Genomic DNA, 15,195 nt, shown 5'->3' on the forward strand with positions numbered 1-15,195 from the left:
TGACGTGCAGGCTTCTTCTCGCCTCTTGTGAGGGGCCGCCCGGCCAGGACAGGACGAAACGCCCTGCCCGCGCGGTCCTGGAACGCCTGGCCGTGTGTGTCGGCTTGTCCAATCGTGTATCAGGGGTGCAGCGGTGAGGATGGGGGCCATGAACGACCGTCCCCGTGCCTCCACCGACCCCGCCCTGCTGGCCGGCCGCGCCTACCGCGACGGGCGCCCGCTGGAGGCCCGCCAGAACCTCTACGCCTACCAGCGCCCCCGCTTCGACCTGCCCGGCCTGGTCCTCCACCACGCCGGCGACCGCGACGGGCTGTGGGTGGACGTGGGATGCGGCAACGGCCGCTACCTGGAACGCATCCGCGCCGCCCGCCCCCGCGCACACGTGGTGGGAATGGACCTGTCCGCCGCCCTGCTGCGCACACTGTCCGGACCGGTGGTCTGCGCCGATGCCGCCCGCCTGCCGCTGCGCACCGGCAGCGCCGAGGTGGTGCTGGCCATGCACATGCTCTACCACCTGCCCGACCCCGCCCACGCCGTCGCGGAGGCCGCCCGCGTCCTCACCCCCGGCGGCGTCCTGGTGGCCTCCACCAACGCCCGCGACGACAAGGCCGAACTGGACCGGTGGTGGTCCCGGGCGGCCGGGACCGTCCTGGGCACCGGACACGGCCCGCGCCGGGTGAAGCTGTCCGACCGCTTCCCCCTCCACCAGGCCCCCCACCTCCTGGAAAGCTGCTTCGACGAGGTCACCGTGATCGACCTGCACGGCCGGATCCAGGTCGACGACCCCGCCCCGGTCCTGGCCCACTACGCCTCCTACCGGGCCTGGGCCCACCAGACCGGCGTGCCCTTCGACCAGACCCTGGCCCAACTGGAAAAAGACCTGCAGGCCCGCGCCGCCCGAGGACCACTGACGATCACCACCCACCAGGGACTCCTCATCGCCCGCCGCCCCCACACCCCCTGACCCCGCCCCACACCGGGAAACCGGTCGGCGCGATCTGCACCTTGTGGTGCGCCTCGTAGCGGCCGTCCTCATCTCCCCCACAAAGGGGCAGCAACGCGGATTCCGCGGTTCGGGTTCGCCCTTCACAACAGGGGGCAGGAGGCATTGTGCTTCTGCCTCCTGGGCAAGACTGGTGCGGTCAACCGCGACGCATGACGGCCGTCATGCGCGCACCGGGACCGGGAACGAGGGGTGGGAATGGCTGAGGAGGTCGTGGGCGTCGTCGGCGCGGGCATCGTGGGGCTCGCGGTCGGCCGGGAGATCGTCCGCAGGCGGCCGGGGACACGCGTGGTGGTCCTGGAGAAGGAGCAGCGTGTGGCCGCCCACCAGACCAGCCACAACTCCGGGGTCGTGCACGCGGGCATCTACTACCGGCCCGGCAGCCTCAAGGCGCGGCTGTGCACGCGCGGCCGGGCGATGCTGCGCGAGTACTGCACCGACCGCGGCCTGCCCTACGAGGAGTGCGGCAAGCTCGTCGTCGCGGTGGACGAGGAGGACGTCCGGCGGATGGACGACCTGTACTCCAGGGCCGACAGCAACGCCGTTCCGGGGCTGCGCCGCATCGGCCCGGCCGAGATCCGCGACATCGAGCCGTACTGCACCGGGCTGGCCGCCCTGCACTCCCCGTACACGGCGATCACCGACTACACGCGCATCTGCGAGTCCTTCGCCGCCGACATCACCTCGGCCGGCGGGGAGATCCGGCTGGGCGCGCCGGTCACCGCCGTCACCGAGACCGCGGACTCGGTCGAGGCGGTCGCGGGAGGGCAGCAAGTGAGGGTGGACCGCCTCGTCGTCTGCGCGGGGCTGCACACCGACCGGGTCGCCCGCCTGGCCGGGGACGGCCCCGGCCCCCGGATCGTGCCGTTCCGGGGCGAGTACATGCTGGTGCGCCCGGACAAGACGCACCTGGTGCGGGGGCTCATCTACCCGGTCCCCGACCCCCGCTACCCGTTCCTCGGCGTGCACTTCACGCGCCGGGTCTCCGGGGACGTGGAGGTCGGCCCCAACGCGGTGCTCGCGTTCGCCCGCGAGGGCTACCGGTTCTTCGACGTCAACCTGGCCGACCTGGTCGGCACCGCCGTCTGGCCGGGCTCCTGGGCCATGGCCCTGCGACACTGGGCCACCGGGGTCAAGGAGGTGTACGGGTCGCTGTCCAAGCGCGCCTACATGAAGGCGGCGCAGCGGTACGTGCCCGACATCGGTCCCGCGGACGTGGTGCGCGGCGGTTCCGGGGTGCGCGCCCAGGCGCTGGACCGCGACGGCAGCCTCGTCGACGACTTCCGCATCCACGAGTTGGGCCGCGTCACGGCGATCCGCAACGCCCCCTCGCCCGCGGCGACCTCGTGCATGGCCATCGCCGAGCACGTGGTCGACGTCGTCTACGGCGAAAAGGGGCGGTGAAACATCCGGGCCGCGCGTTTTGTCCAGCAATCGGTTGCACGCCGGAGTCTTTGTGTGGACCGCTTTCCTGTCTATCCTCGAATTCGTGTTCCGGGCCTTTTCGGGACAGAAAAGGAAAAAGACAATGTTCGTTGTCGACAGCCAGGTCCACATCTGGAAGGAAGAGACCCCGGACCGTCCCTGGATTCCGAGCGCACGCGAGCAGATCCGCCTCATCGGGCATCGTGAGGAGCCGTTCAGCTACGAGGAGTGCCTGGCGCTGATGGACGAGGCGGGCGTCGACCGCGCCCTCATCGTCCCCCCGTCCTGGGAGGGCAACCGGAACGACTACGCGCTGGAGGCCTGCGAGGCCCACCCCGACCGCTTCGGCGTCATGGCCCGCATCCCGCAGAACAAGCCGGAGGAAGGCGAGGCCATGCTGCGCGACTTCGCGCAGAACCCCCACGTCAAGGGCGCCCGGCTGACGTTCCACCGGCCCCAGGACCGCGGCTGGATGATCGACGGCACCGCCGACTGGTACTGGCCGATCGCCGAGGAGCTGGGCATCCCCACCATGGTCTACGCCCCGACCTGGAAGGCCGAGCTGGGCGAGGTCGCCGCCAGGCACCCGGGTCTGAAGATCATCGTCGACCACATGGGCGTCCTGGCGCGCAGCGTCGACGACGCCATCGGCCCCTGGGTGTCGGAGACCGCCGCCCTGCACGTCCATCCCAACGTCTACGTCAAGCTCTCCGCGGTCCCCGGCTACTCCACGCACCCCTTCCCCCACCGCAACATCGAGAGGTACGTGCGTGAGATGGTCGACACGATGGGCCCCGAGCGCTGCTTCTGGGGCACCGACATCACCCGGCTGCTCGGCCGCGGCATCACCTACACCGACGCCGTCGAGCAGTTCACCGAGCACTTCGACTTCACGCCCGACGAACTCGAGTGGATCATGGGCCGCGGGATCTGCGAGGTCCTCGACTGGCCGATCGACAACGCCTGAGAGGCCGTCCCGCGACGAGCCACCAGCTCGACGGCGGGGACGCCGTCGCGGCGTTCGGCGCGATCGGGGACAGACCACGTCTTCTCCCACCGGGGGCGGAGTGAGCCCAGGTGAGGGGAGCCGCTGGCCCGGCGACCGCCCGCCTCCCGGCACATCGACGGGACCGGTCCTGCCCCGGGTGGACGCCCCGCCGCGGGGAGCGCCTGCGAGTTTTCGAGGAGTTCTCGTCCGGCAAGCAAGCGCAGAGGACGAGCATGGTCCGCCGGGTCCGCGCCGCTCCGGCCGCGGCACCGGGGCACCGGCGGGCGGAGCGGCGGAGAGGTGATCGAGGGCGTGGAGACGCTGCACGGACAGCGCGCCAGGCAGTGGTTCTGGCGGCTCAGGGGAGCCCTCTACGCTGCGCTGCTGTGCACCGACGGCCCTGTCCCGGACGCGCGGTGGGCGGCCGTGCGGTCCTTCGCGGGGCCCGCGCCGCGGCGCAGCGCGCTCGGCCCCCTGGTGGTCGCCGGACACGGCCTGGGCAGAGCGGTGCTGGAGGCGCTGCCCGCCGAACCGCTGCTCCTGGACCGTGCACCCCACGCCGACGGCGCCTGGTTCGACCGGGCGGCCGACGCCGCACAGCCGTGGGCCGCGACAGTCCGGGAGCACGCCGACCGCCTGGCCGCAGCCTCCGTCGCCGGGGCGGGCCCCCGCGTCGACCTGGTCGACCTGACCGTGCGGACCGCCGCGGCGGTCATCGCCGAGGGGGCCGGTCTGTCCGCCGCGCAGTGCGACCTCCTCGTCCGCCTGGCCCCGGCCGCCGCCGCGGCGGTCGACGCGCTGTGCTGTCCGCCGCGGTCGGCGGACCGCCGCGCCGCCGAGGGCGGGACGCCCGCCCTCCGCCCGCCGCCCTCCGTCCACGCCGCCAGGGCGGCGGTGACCGGCCGGATCACGCGTGCCCCGGCGGTGCTGCCGCCCGGGCGGCCCGCGGGATGCGCGGCGCAACCGAACGCGCAGGCCGGGCCGTGAGGAGTCTCCTCACCGTTCCCGGAGGCTCCGCCTCCCCGCTCCCCCCGCTGGTCCGGCGTGCGGGGAGGCGGACACGGGTGCCCGTCGCCCGCAAGCGGGCGTTCCGCCTGCCCGGGCAAGCTCCCCGCCCGCGAAGCCGCGTCTTGGCGTGCGTCCGGGGCGTTCGCCGGTCCCGCCTCGACCGCGGGCCGCTCTTCACGTGGAACCGCGCCGAGAAGAGCACGGCCGGGGAGCAGCGGTCCCGACAAGGAGGACGGCAGGCGGATCCGCTGCCTTGCTGACGTGCACGTCCTCCGAGCCCGACCGCCCCGGGCAGGGAGCCCGCAGCATCGTCCCGGGCGGACCGCCTTCCCGACGACGGCAGGTCCGAGCCGCGGCCGGGGTCAGGGGGCGGCGACCCGGGAGTCCTCGACGGTGTGGGCGAGGCGCTTGCGGGCGTAGTCGAGGAGCGGCTGGGGGAGGGCGTAGCGGACCTGGCCGTCCTCCCCCTGGGAGACGGTGACCAGGTGGTGGTCGGCCAGCCGTTCCAGGGTGTGCTCGGCGTCCTGGACGTCGACGCCGAGGAGGTCCGCGGCGGCGGCGAGGCGGAACCCCTCCGGCGAGAGCATGCTCAGCAGCCGGAACGCGCTCTGGTCGGCCCGGTTGAGCGAGGCGTAGCAGGCGTCGAACCGCGCCTTCAGGTCGCTTCCCCCCACGTGCAGCAGGTCCGGGCCGTCGCCGAGGACGCCGCTCTGCCACCTCGTCGACGCGCGGGCCGGGAGCCGCGGCCAGGCGGTCGCCGATGGAGCGCAGCGCGGGGGGAAAGCCGCCGCTGGCCTCGACCAGGCGTTCCACGGTGCGCGGTGCGCGGTCCAGCCGGGAGGCGCCGACGATGCTGCGGAGCAGCGCGGTGCTCTCGGCGCGGTTGAGCGGGCCGATCTCGACGTTCCAGACCCCGACGAGGCCGCGCAGGCGGCGCTGGCTGGTGATGATCGTGGCGCAGGTGGGGGACTCCGGGAGCAGGGGGCGGACGTCGGCGGTGGAGGAGGCACCGTCGAGGACCACGAGCAGCCGTGCCCCCGAGCACAGGGAGCGGAACATCCGGCTGCGCTCCTGGAGGGTCGCGGGCAGGTCGTCGGGGGCGACCCCGAGGGTGCACAGCAGGTGCTGGAGCACGTGGCCGGCGGTGGCCCGGTTCCCGGCCGCGTCCTTGAGGTCGACGTAGAGGTAGCCGTCCTCGAAGCGGGGCCTGAGCCGGTGGGCGAGGCGCACGGCCAGGGCGGACTTGCCGACCCCGGGCATCCCGCTGATGGCGACCGTGCGGGGCACCGGCGGACGGGTGCCGGAGGCGTCGGGGGCCAGCCCGGCGGTGATCCGTTCCAGGACGGCGGTGCGCCCGGTGAAGTCCGCCAGGTCCGGGGGGAGCCGGGTGGAGAAGGGCCGCGGCCCGCGCGGCGCCCCCTGCACGCGGCCGGTCCGGTGCGGGGCGGCGAGCGGCTCCTCCCCGCTGCGCTGCCGCGGGACGCGCCCGCGGGGCGACCCCGCGTCCGGGATCGGGGAGAGGTCGTCGGCCAGCAGGGACTGGTGCAGCTTCCGCAGGTCGTGGCCGGGTTCCAGACCCAGGTCCTCGATCATGCTCCTGCGCAGCTTCTGGTAGGTCTCCAGCGCCTCGTGCCGCCGTCCGGAGCGGCTCAGCGCGATCATGAGGGAGGCGTGGAGCTTCTCGTGCAGGGGGTGGGTGAGGACCAGGGACTTGAGTTCGCTGATGGTCTCCCGGTGGAGGCCGAGCCGCAGGTCGGCCTCGATGCGCAGCTCCAGCGTCCGGAAGCGCAGCTCCTCCAGCCGGGTCACGTAGGAGGAGAGGAGGTCGCCGTGGGTCACGTCCAGCAGGGCCGGGCCGCGCCACAGGGCCAGGGCGCTGCGGAGGGTCCGCGCGGCCGCCTCGACGTCGCCGGACTCCAGGAGGAGCCGCCCCTCGTGCGCCTCCTTCTCGAAGTGCGCGAGGTCGACCGCCGAGTCGGGCACGACCAGCGTGTAGCCCCCGGGGCGCGTGCCCAGGCAGTCGCCGTTGCCGTGTTCGAGGAGAATCTTGCGCAGTTTGTAAATGTAGGTCTGGAGCGTGGTCATCGCGCTGGGAGGCGGGGACTCCCGCCAGAGTTCGTCGATGAGCTCGCGGGTCTGCACGACCGTGTTCCTGCGCAGCAGCAGGAGTGCGATCACCTGCCTGGGCTTGGGGGCGGTGGGCGTGATGTTCGCGCCGTGGTGAATGATCTCTAGCGGACCCAGAAGATTGAACTGCACTGATTCCCCCGTTGACGCCGAACGAACCGGGTCGGGCGGTGTTCGGCTCTGCGATTTCCGCTCGGTGTTCCGCCTTCTGCGCCGTCGGTCCTCTGAATTTGCTGTTTTTCTCGAGGAATCGATGAAAACCGGTATCCGACACTATACTCATCGGTTTTCTTGTCATCAAGGGCCTGGAAGAATCCCGTTCCGGTTCTGCTCGATCTGGGGTCGACTTCTGGATATTCCGGCTGTTTTAAATGGCCTGGAATTATTTCTTGACAAATCGGATATCGGGGGACTGGTTCTGGGGCGGGGCAGCACCCGCAGGCGGAGGATCCGGCCGTTCCGGGACTCCCGTGCCCCTCTGGGCGCTGCCGGGGCGGGAGCGCGGGAGCCCTGGACGCCCGGCGGTTTCGCGTCCGGGCGGAGCTCCGGTCGAGGCCGGGACGCGGTCCGCTGGACGGGCCGACCGGGAACCGACGGCCACGGGGCTCGGGTCCTGCTCCTTCTCCCGGATGAGCAGGGCGAGGACGAGCACCGCCAGCACGCCCCCGCCGCTCCGCTCAGCCCCTGCGCGAAGAGGCTCGCGTCGAGGACCTCGGCGCGGGCCTGGGCGGGTTCCGGCGGGTGCGGGAGACCCGGGACAATGGCGGTGCGGGCCACGGCGTTCGTGTGAGGGGAACGCCGTGGCCCGCGCTCGGCCGGTGCGGCGCAGGAAAGGGCACGCTGTCAGGGGGACGGCCGGGCTGCGCGCCGGGAGATGCGCTCTCGCGGTTTCGGCGAGGGCGGCCGAACGGAGTCGGGGCCGTCGGTGAAGAGAGTGGTCCGCGCGGCCGTTGCAGCAGCGGTCGGGCCATTCCCCGGGAGCGGGCTCAGAAGACAGCGGTGACAACGCTCCGCAAGAAAACCGGGACCGAAAGTGGTCAGAGGAGTGTGTCGGGCGGCGGAACGGGAAGGCAGTCTTCGTTGCACACAGTGTTCCGACGACTCCACGGAGGTTGTCCTGTTGTACTGGAAACGCGCCCTCGCGGCCGGTGTCGGCACCATGGCGCTCCTGGTCGGAGGAGCGGTCCACGCCTCCCCGGCCTCCGCGCTGGACCTGAACTGCACCACCTACGTCCACAACAACGACCCCAACACCGGCATCGCCTTCTGCGACAACCCCACCGGGCGGACGATCGCCTTCCGGGCCGTGGTGGTCTGCGGCTGGGCGCCGGACGTGTACGGGCAGTGGGTGACGCTGGCGCCGGGACGGGTGGGGCAGTCCCAGGCGACCTGCGCCTTCTACAGCACCGGAGTCGGCGCGATCGGAGTCGACGAGCGGTACGTGTGAGCCTCCCGGCAACGGGGACCGCGGGACCGCCGTAGGGCCCGGCCGGTTCCGGGGAGAGGACTCCCGGCCCGGGAGAGCCGTCCCTCCCGGGCCGGGAGGAGCGGCCGACCCCCGTGGCGGCCCGCTCCGCGCCCGCGCCTTTGCCGGGGCCTTCCGAAGCCGCCTCCCCAGGGAGCCGGGCGCCGCCGCCTCCGAGCCGGGGAACCGGCCCGGGCGGTGGCGCCCGGGCCGCCTTCCGTGTCACCCGTGGTGTGCGGGTGGCACCACCCGGATGGGCGGGGAGCGTACGCCCAGGGGGGAGGGGATCCATGGGTGCTCGGACGATCACGATGCCCCGGCGGTGGGACAGCCCGATCCGCACCCGTCCCCCGGCCGGGAGGGCGGCGCGCCGGCTGCTGCGCCACCGGGTCGAACAGGTCCCCGGCCCGGCGGCCCGCGGGACGTCCGACGGCTCCTCCCCCTGGTGGCAGGTGATGTGCCTGACCGGAGTGGACCACTTCTCCACGCTGAGCTGCCTGCCCGGCATCGCCGTCCTCGCCGCCGGGGGTTCTCCCCGCTGGCGACGCTGCTGATCGTGCTGTTCGCCCCGGCCGGGATGCTGCCGATGTACCGGAGGATCGCCGGGGACAGCCCCAACGGGCAGGGGGCGGTGGCGATGCTGGAACCCCTGTTGCCGGTGTGGCGCGGCAAGCGGTTCGTGCTGTGCCTGCTCGGGTCCGTCGCGACCTCATGGATCGTCACGATCACGCTGTCGGCCTCCGACGCCGCCCACATCGTGGCCAGCCCGCTGACCCCCGAGCCGCTGCGCGACCAGAACCTGCCGATCACGCTGGTGCTGCTCGGCGGGGTCTTCCTCGCCGGGGTCACCGAGGTGGTCCTCGTCGCTGTTCCGGTGGTCGCGGCGTTCCTGCCGGGCAACGCGGTCGTGGTGGCCGCCGCGCTGTCCCGCCTCTCCGCCGCCCCCAGTCGCTCGACCGGTGGTGGCAGGCCCTGCTGGCAGCGGGCAGCGGCAGCCCGTTCGCCGTCGCCGCCGCGGTGCTGGCCTTCCCGCTGCTGGCGCTCGGCCTGTCCGGATTCGAGACCGGGGTGAGCATGATGCCGCTGGTGCGTGCCCGAGGAGAGGACGCCGGACAGCGGCTGCGCGCCCGTGTGGCCGACACCCGCCGACTGCTCACCGTGGCCGCGCTCCTCATGAGCGGCTACCTGCTGGCCACCACGTTCGTCACGACCGTGCTGATCCCGCCGCGCGAGTTCGCCGACGGCGGCCGGGCCGAGGGGCGCGCCCGGTCCTACCTCGCCCACGAGTACCTGGGGGAGGGCTTCGGCGCGGCCTACGACGCAGTCTCACTGGTCATCCTGTGGTTCGCGGGAGCCTCCGCGACGGCCGGTCTGATCAACATCGTGCCGCGCTACCTGCCCCGCCACGGGATGGCCCCGGCCTGGGGACGGGCGGTGCGCCCGGTGGTCCTGGTCTACACCGTGACGGCGTGCCTCATCACCGTGCTGTTCGACGCCGACGTCAACGCCCAGGCCGGCGCCTACGCCACCGGGATCCTCGCGATGATGACGTCGGCGGCGGTCGCGGTGGCGCTGGCCGCGCACCGTACGCGACGCCGCGGCGCGCCGGTTCGTGGCCGAGGCGGCCCTGCACGGCCCGCTGCAGGTCGTGGCGAACAAGCGCCAGACCGGAGACGTCGACGAGTACCGGAAGAAGGAGTGGGAGCAGCGCGTCCTCAACCCGGTCCCCCGCAACGCCCGGGTGCTGTTCGTGGAGATCCCGGTCCAGGACCCCTCGGAGTTCACCCGTGTGCTTCGGGTGCGGGGCGTGCAGGTGGGCGACTGCCGGATCCTGCGTGCCACCAGCCCGGTGGTGCCCAACGCGCTCGCCGCGATCCTGCTGTGCCTGAGGGACGCGACCGGCATGGCCCCGCACTGCTGCTTCCAGTGGGCCGAGGGAAGCCTGGTGGGCAACCTGGCCCGGTACGTGCGGTGCGGGGTGGGCGACACCGCTCCGGTGCCCGTGAGGTGCTGCGCGAGGCCGAGCCGGACCTGCGCCGCCGCCCCGGCGTCCACGTCGGCTGAGGCGGGGTGGCCGGGCTCGGCCCGCCTCAGCGGGAAGCGGCGTCTGCTGGTACCGGACCGGCCGCCGACCCGGCGGACGTAGACGCCGGACGTGAGGGCCCGGAAGACCGGTGTGCTGCCGTCGCGGCGGGCGGTGCCGGTGAAGAGAGGGCCGCGCGGTCGCGGGCCGGGCCGTGGGCGAGCACCGTCACGCCGTCGTCGGTCGTCAGGGATCCGTGGCACTGCGCCCCCGCGCCCGCGCACAGGGAGTCCCGGCCCTTCCGCTCCAACCCGGGCAGCTCCTCCAACAGACCGGTGTCGGACGACGCCCCTCCCGGTGCCGCGGCGCCGGGAGGGCTTCCCGCGGGCGCGGCGGACAGACTCCGGGAGCCCTGCCCGGGCGGCGACGGGCCCGGCCCTCCCCGCTGCGGCGCGGCCGCGAGGAGGCCGCAGGCCGGGAAATCCACGTCCGGAACGGGGAACTGCGCGACGAATTCCCAGGTGATTCCGGGCCGGTGGCTCCGTCGAACAGGGCGCCCTTTCGGAGCGGAGCGAAAAAGCGGGTCCGATCCCGGACCGGGGGAAGGCGGCAGAGCGCGTGGGCCAGGCGGATCCCCGGCCACCCCCGGAGGCCAAGGGCGCAGCGCCGCGCCGGAGGGGAATCCCGGGGCTCCGGAGCCGGAAGGGGAAGGGGAGACAGAAGAGAAAAACGGTAAAATCCCAGGTCGTCGCGCATGTCATTGCGGTTGTCGGTGAATATTTGCAGAACAACGGCCGTTTTCCTCTTTTGGGTTTACTTCCACGTAATGCCTATTGTGGTGCGTTATTTTGGGATGTAAGATGCCTTGGCGGATTTTCCGGGTGGCATTCATTGTGATGAATTGAGGGGTGTGAAACGTTTTGGCGGGGGACAGGGAAACCGAACTCCACGGGAAGTCGAATAAGGAGGCGCCGCTGTTCTGCGCGGCGGATTGCCCGCCGGAGACCCGGTACGGCCGGGTGCGGGTGCCCGGCGCGCCCGGCCGCGGGGATCCCCCGGGAGCCGCAGAGCCGACCTTTTGACGGCTCCGGAGCACGATGCGCGGGCCGCCCCGGCAGACCGGGGCGGCCCCGGTCTGCCGGGCGACCGGCGGCCGGAACGGCGCACCCGAGGCCGACCGCGCCGGACCCGGGAGCGCTGCCGTCGTGCCCGCCCACGGCGTCGGCCGCCGAGCGCACCCACGCCGCTGTCCCCGCCCGGACCGAGCAGTCCGGAGCATCCCCTCACCGCCGCCCTCCGCCACGGGTGAGGAGATTGTTGCGCGCACGTGACAGCCGGACACGTCCGTGCAACAGGCCCTTCCCAGACTCCCAGTGAGCCACCCGCGCACCCCAGGGACCGATCCACGAAGGAAGGACAGGACCGTGACGACCCAGACCGCAGCCTCCCGAACGGCGACGAAAGGCCGGTGGATCACCCACTGGGACCCCGAGGACGCGACCTTCTGGCGAGAACGCGGCAGCACGATCGCCAACCGCAACCTGTGGGCGTCGATCCTCGCCGAGCACCTGGGCTTCTCCGTGTGGAGCCTGTGGTCGGTGCTGGTGCTGTTCATGACGCCGGAGACCGGGTTCGCCTTCACCCCCGAGCAGAAGTTCCTGCTCATCTCCGTCGTCTCCCTGGTGGGCTCGGTGCTGCGGGTGCCCTACACCCTGGCCGTGCCCAAGTTCGGCGGACGCAACTGGACGCTGGTCTCGGTCGCCGTGCTGCTGGTGCCCACCGCGCTGGCGGCCGTGCTCGTCCAGCGGCCCGACACCCCGTTCTGGCTGTTCGTGGTGCTGGCGGCCACCGCGGGCCTGGGCGGCGGCAACTTCTCCTCCTCCATGGCCAACATCAACTTCTACTTCCCCGAGCACCGCAAGGGCTGGGCGCTGGGCATCAACGCCGGCGGCGGCAACATCGGCGTGGCCACCGTGCAACTGGTGGGCCTCGCCGTCATCGCGGCGTTCACCATCGACGCCGGACCCGTCGTCCCGCTGTTCTACCTGCCCTTCCTGCTGCTGGCCTCCTGGGTGGCCTGGCGGTACATGGACAACCTGGCCACCGCCCGCGCCGACACCGCCGCGCAGCTCGCCGCCGTCCGGGAACGCGACTTCTGGACCATGTCGGTGCTCTACATCGGCACCTTCGGCTCCTTCATCGGCTTCGGGTTCGCCTTCGGCCTGCTGTTGCAGAACCAGTTCGACCGCACCCCGCTGGAGGCCGCCGCGGTCACCTTCCTCGGCCCGCTGCTGGGCTCGCTGGTCCGTCCGGTCGGCGGCTGGCTGGCCGACCGCTTCGGCGGCGCGCGCGTCACCGCCTGGAACTTCCTGGCCATGGCCGTCGGCACCGGCCTGGTCGTGGCCGCCACCGTCCAGGGCTCGCTGCCGCTGTTCGTCCTCAGCTTCGGCGCCGTGTTCGTGCTCACCGGCGTCGGCAACGGCTCCACCTACAAGATGATCCCCACGATCTACGCGGCCAAGGCCGAGAACCTCGTCGCCGAAGGCACCCCCCGCGAGGAGGCCGTGGCCCGCACCAAGCGGGTGGCCAGCGCCATGCTGGGCCTCATCGGCGCGGTCGGCGCCTTCGGCGGGGTCGCCATCAACCTGGTCTTCCGCGAGGCGTTCGCCGCCACCGGCTCGGCCACCCCCGCCTTCCTCGCCTTCCTCGCCTTCTACCTGGTCTGCCTGGCCATCACCTGGCTGTGCTACATGCGCGTGCCCGCGGCCGCGCCGACCTCCGGGACCGCCGCGCGATGACCACCACCCACTGCCCGTACTGCGCCCTGCAGTGCGCCATGCACCTGGAGCGCGGTCCGGACGGCGCCCTGGCCGCCCGCCCCGCCGACTTCCCCACCAACCGGGGCGGGCTGTGCCGCAAGGGCTGGACCTCGGCCCAGGTGCTCACCGCCGCCGACCGGCTCACCACGCCCCTGCTGCGCAAGGACCGCACGGCAGGGTTCGAGGAGGTCGACTGGGACACCGCCCTGGAGTACGCCGCCGACCGGGTGCGCGCCCTACAGGCCGCGCACGGCCGCGACGCGGTCGCGGTGTTCGGCAGCGGCGGCCTGACCAACGAGAAGAGCTACCAGCTCGGCAAGTTCGCGCGGGTGGCCCTGGGCACCTCCCAGATCGACTACAACGGCCGGTTCTGCATGTCCTCGGCGGCCGCCGCGGGCAACCGCGCCTTCGGCCTGGACCGCGGCCTGCCGTTCCCGGTCACCGACCTCGCCGACGCCGACGTCGTCGTGCTGGCCGGGGCCAACCCCGCCGAGACCATGCCGCCGCTCATGGGCCACCTGTCCGGGGCCCGCCTGGTCGTCGTGGACCCGCGCCGCTCCGGCACCGCCCGCGAGGCGCTGCGCCGCGGCGGCCTGCACCTGGCGCCCCGCCCCGGCACCGACCTGGCGCTGGCGCTGGGCCTGCTGCACGCCGCCCGCGCCGAAGGGCTGCTCGACGACGCCTACATCACCGAGCGCACCACCGGGTTCGACGCCGCCTGGCGGCACGCCGCCGCGTGGTGGCCCGAACGCACCGAGCACGTCACCGGCGTGCCCGCCCACCGCATCCGGGAGGCCGCCCGCCTCCTCGGCACCGCCCGACGCGCCTACGTCCTCACCGGACGCGGCGTCGAACAGCACGCCAACGGCACCGACACCGCCTCGGCCTGGATCAACCTGGCCTTGGCGCTGGGCCTGCCCGGGCGGGTCGGCTCCGGATACGGCTGCCTCACCGGCCAGGGCAACGGCCAGGGCGGACGCGAGCACGGCCAGAAGGCCGACCAGCTTCCCGGCTACCGCCGCATCGACGACCCCGCGGCCCGCGCGCACGTCGCCGCGGTGTGGGGCGTGGACCCCGACGACCTGCCCGGGCCGGGGCGCAGCGCCTTCGAACTGCTGGACGCGCTGGGCAGCGCCGGCGGGCCGCGCGCCCTGCTGCTGTTCGGCTCCAACCCGGCGGTCTCCGCCCCCGACGCCACCCGGATGCGCGACCGCCTGGCCGCCCTCGACCTGCTGGTCGTCGCCGACTTCGTGCTGTCGGAGACGGCGGCCCTGGCCGACGTGGTGCTGCCCGTGGCCCAGTGGGCCGAGGAGAGCGGCACCATGACCAACCTGGAGGGGCGCGTGCTGCGCCGCCGCAGGGCCGCCGCGCCCCCGCCGGGGGTGCGCACCGACCTGGAGGTGCTGCACGGCCTGGCGGTGCGCCTGGGCCAGGACCCCGAGCGCTTCCCCACCGACCCCGACGCGGTGCTGGCCGAGCTGCGCGCCGCCTCCGCCGGGGGAGCCGCCGACTACTCCGGCGTCACCCCGCAGCGGCTGGAGGACGGGGAGGCCCTGCACTGGCCGGTCCCCGAGGGCGGGCAGCCCACCCCGCGCCTGTTCCTGGACCGCTTCGCCCACCCCGACGGACGGGCCCGCTTCGCCCCCGTGGAGCACCGGCCCCCCGCCGAGGACACCGACGCCGACTATCCGCTGCTGGCCACCACCGGCCGCCTCATGGGCCACTACCAGTCGGGCGCCCAGACCCGCCGCGTCGGCGAGCTCGCCGACGCCGAACCCGAGGTCTACGTCGAGGTGCACCCCGACACCGCCGCCCGCTGCGGCCTGGCCGGCGGGGACCGGGCCGCCGTGGAGTCCCGGCGCGGCACCACCGTGGCGCGGGTGCGGCTGCGCCCCGACGCCCGGCTGGACACCGTGTTCCTGCCGTTCCACTATCCGGGCGAGCAGGCCGCCAACAACCTGACCAACCCCGCCCTGGACCCGACCAGCCGCATGCCCGAGTTCAAGGTCAGCGCGGTGCGGCTGCGACCGTACGCGGACCGCCGAGGAGGAGGAGACCGGTGAGCCACCAGCCCAGGCACGTCGTCGTCATCGGCCACGGCATGGTGGGGGCCCGCTTCGTCGACGAGGTCGCCCGGCGCGACCCCCGCGGCGAGCGGCTGCGCCTGACCGTGGTCGGCGCCGAAGCGGAGGGCCCCTACAACCGCGTCCTGCTGCCCGAGGTCCTCAGCGGCCGGCTCGGCGAGGCCGACCTGGCGCTGCCGGAGCCCGCCCTGCCCGGTCTGGACGTGCGCCGCGGGACCTCCGCCGCCGCGGTCGACACCGCCGCGCGCACCGT

The 15,195-nt window shown here is 73.4% G+C and carries 11 protein-coding genes and 1 pseudogene; 11 read left to right on the forward strand and 1 reads right to left on the reverse strand.

From position 1 onward, the window contains the following. Window positions 1–148 precede the first annotated feature (148 nt). The 4 genes from AC529_RS08475 to AC529_RS08490 all read left to right on the forward strand — a co-directional run bounded on the left by AC529_RS08475 (window position 149) and on the right by AC529_RS08490 (window position 4,403). Window positions 149–964: a class I SAM-dependent methyltransferase gene (locus tag AC529_RS08475; protein WP_157080124.1), complete on the forward strand. Its 816-nt coding sequence runs from the start codon at window positions 149–151 to the stop codon at window positions 962–964. Window positions 965–1,201: 237 nt separating this feature from the next. Then, window positions 1,202–2,407, forward strand: a complete 1,206-nt coding sequence (gene lhgO / locus AC529_RS08480) for an L-2-hydroxyglutarate oxidase (protein WP_068755346.1) — start codon at window positions 1,202–1,204, stop codon at window positions 2,405–2,407. Window positions 2,408–2,531: 124 nt separating this feature from the next. Further along, the gene (locus tag AC529_RS08485; RefSeq protein ID WP_068755348.1) at window positions 2,532–3,395 is read left to right on the forward strand and encodes an amidohydrolase family protein; all 864 of its coding nucleotides are present in this window, start codon (window positions 2,532–2,534) and stop codon (window positions 3,393–3,395) included. A gap of 321 nt (window positions 3,396–3,716) precedes the next feature. Further along, on the forward strand, window positions 3,717–4,403 hold the full coding sequence (locus AC529_RS08490) for a hypothetical protein (protein WP_068755350.1): 687 nt from the start codon (window positions 3,717–3,719) through the stop codon (window positions 4,401–4,403). Between the two features lie 195 nt (window positions 4,404–4,598). Here AC529_RS08490 and AC529_RS19560 read toward each other — a convergent pair whose 3' ends face one another. Next, window positions 4,599–6,683 carry an AfsR/SARP family transcriptional regulator gene (locus tag AC529_RS19560; RefSeq protein WP_083948042.1) on the reverse strand — a complete coding sequence of 695 codons (2,085 nt, stop codon included), beginning with the start codon at window positions 6,681–6,683 and terminating at the stop codon, window positions 4,599–4,601. A 988-nt stretch (window positions 6,684–7,671) separates the two neighbouring features. Between AC529_RS19560 and AC529_RS08510 the strand changes: the two genes are divergently transcribed. The 7 genes and pseudogenes from AC529_RS08510 to AC529_RS20430 form a co-directional block, all read left to right on the forward strand. Further along, window positions 7,672–7,998: a hypothetical protein gene (locus AC529_RS08510; RefSeq protein ID WP_232306644.1), complete on the forward strand. Its 327-nt coding sequence runs from the start codon at window positions 7,672–7,674 to the stop codon at window positions 7,996–7,998. 308 nt (window positions 7,999–8,306) lie between these two features. Next, window positions 8,307–8,570 (forward strand): hypothetical protein, encoded by a 264-nt coding sequence (locus AC529_RS20845; protein ID WP_232306645.1) that lies wholly within the window; start codon window positions 8,307–8,309, stop codon window positions 8,568–8,570. Between the two features lie 2 nt (window positions 8,571–8,572). After that, window positions 8,573–9,088: a hypothetical protein gene (locus tag AC529_RS20850; RefSeq protein ID WP_232306646.1), complete on the forward strand. Its 516-nt coding sequence runs from the start codon at window positions 8,573–8,575 to the stop codon at window positions 9,086–9,088. A gap of 540 nt (window positions 9,089–9,628) precedes the next feature. Further along, window positions 9,629–10,162 (forward strand): hypothetical protein, encoded by a 534-nt coding sequence (locus AC529_RS20855; protein ID WP_232306647.1) that lies wholly within the window; start codon window positions 9,629–9,631, stop codon window positions 10,160–10,162. Between the two features lie 1,301 nt (window positions 10,163–11,463). Next, complete coding sequence (locus AC529_RS08520; protein WP_068755357.1) at window positions 11,464–12,837, forward strand: MFS transporter; 1,374 nt, start codon at window positions 11,464–11,466, stop codon at window positions 12,835–12,837. Continuing rightward, entirely contained in the window at window positions 12,834–14,921 is a 2,088-nt protein-coding gene (locus tag AC529_RS08525; RefSeq protein ID WP_068755359.1) for a molybdopterin oxidoreductase family protein, read from the forward strand. The genes AC529_RS08520 and AC529_RS08525 overlap by 4 nt, the downstream gene beginning before the upstream one ends. Then, window positions 14,918–15,195: pseudogene (locus tag AC529_RS20430) on the forward strand (NAD(P)/FAD-dependent oxidoreductase); the annotation flags it as partial. The gene AC529_RS08525 and the pseudogene AC529_RS20430, both read left to right, overlap by 4 nt.

Source organism: Thermobifida cellulosilytica TB100, assembly GCF_001517975.1.
Taxonomy (GTDB): Bacteria; Actinomycetota; Actinomycetes; order Streptosporangiales; family Streptosporangiaceae; genus Thermobifida; species Thermobifida cellulosilytica.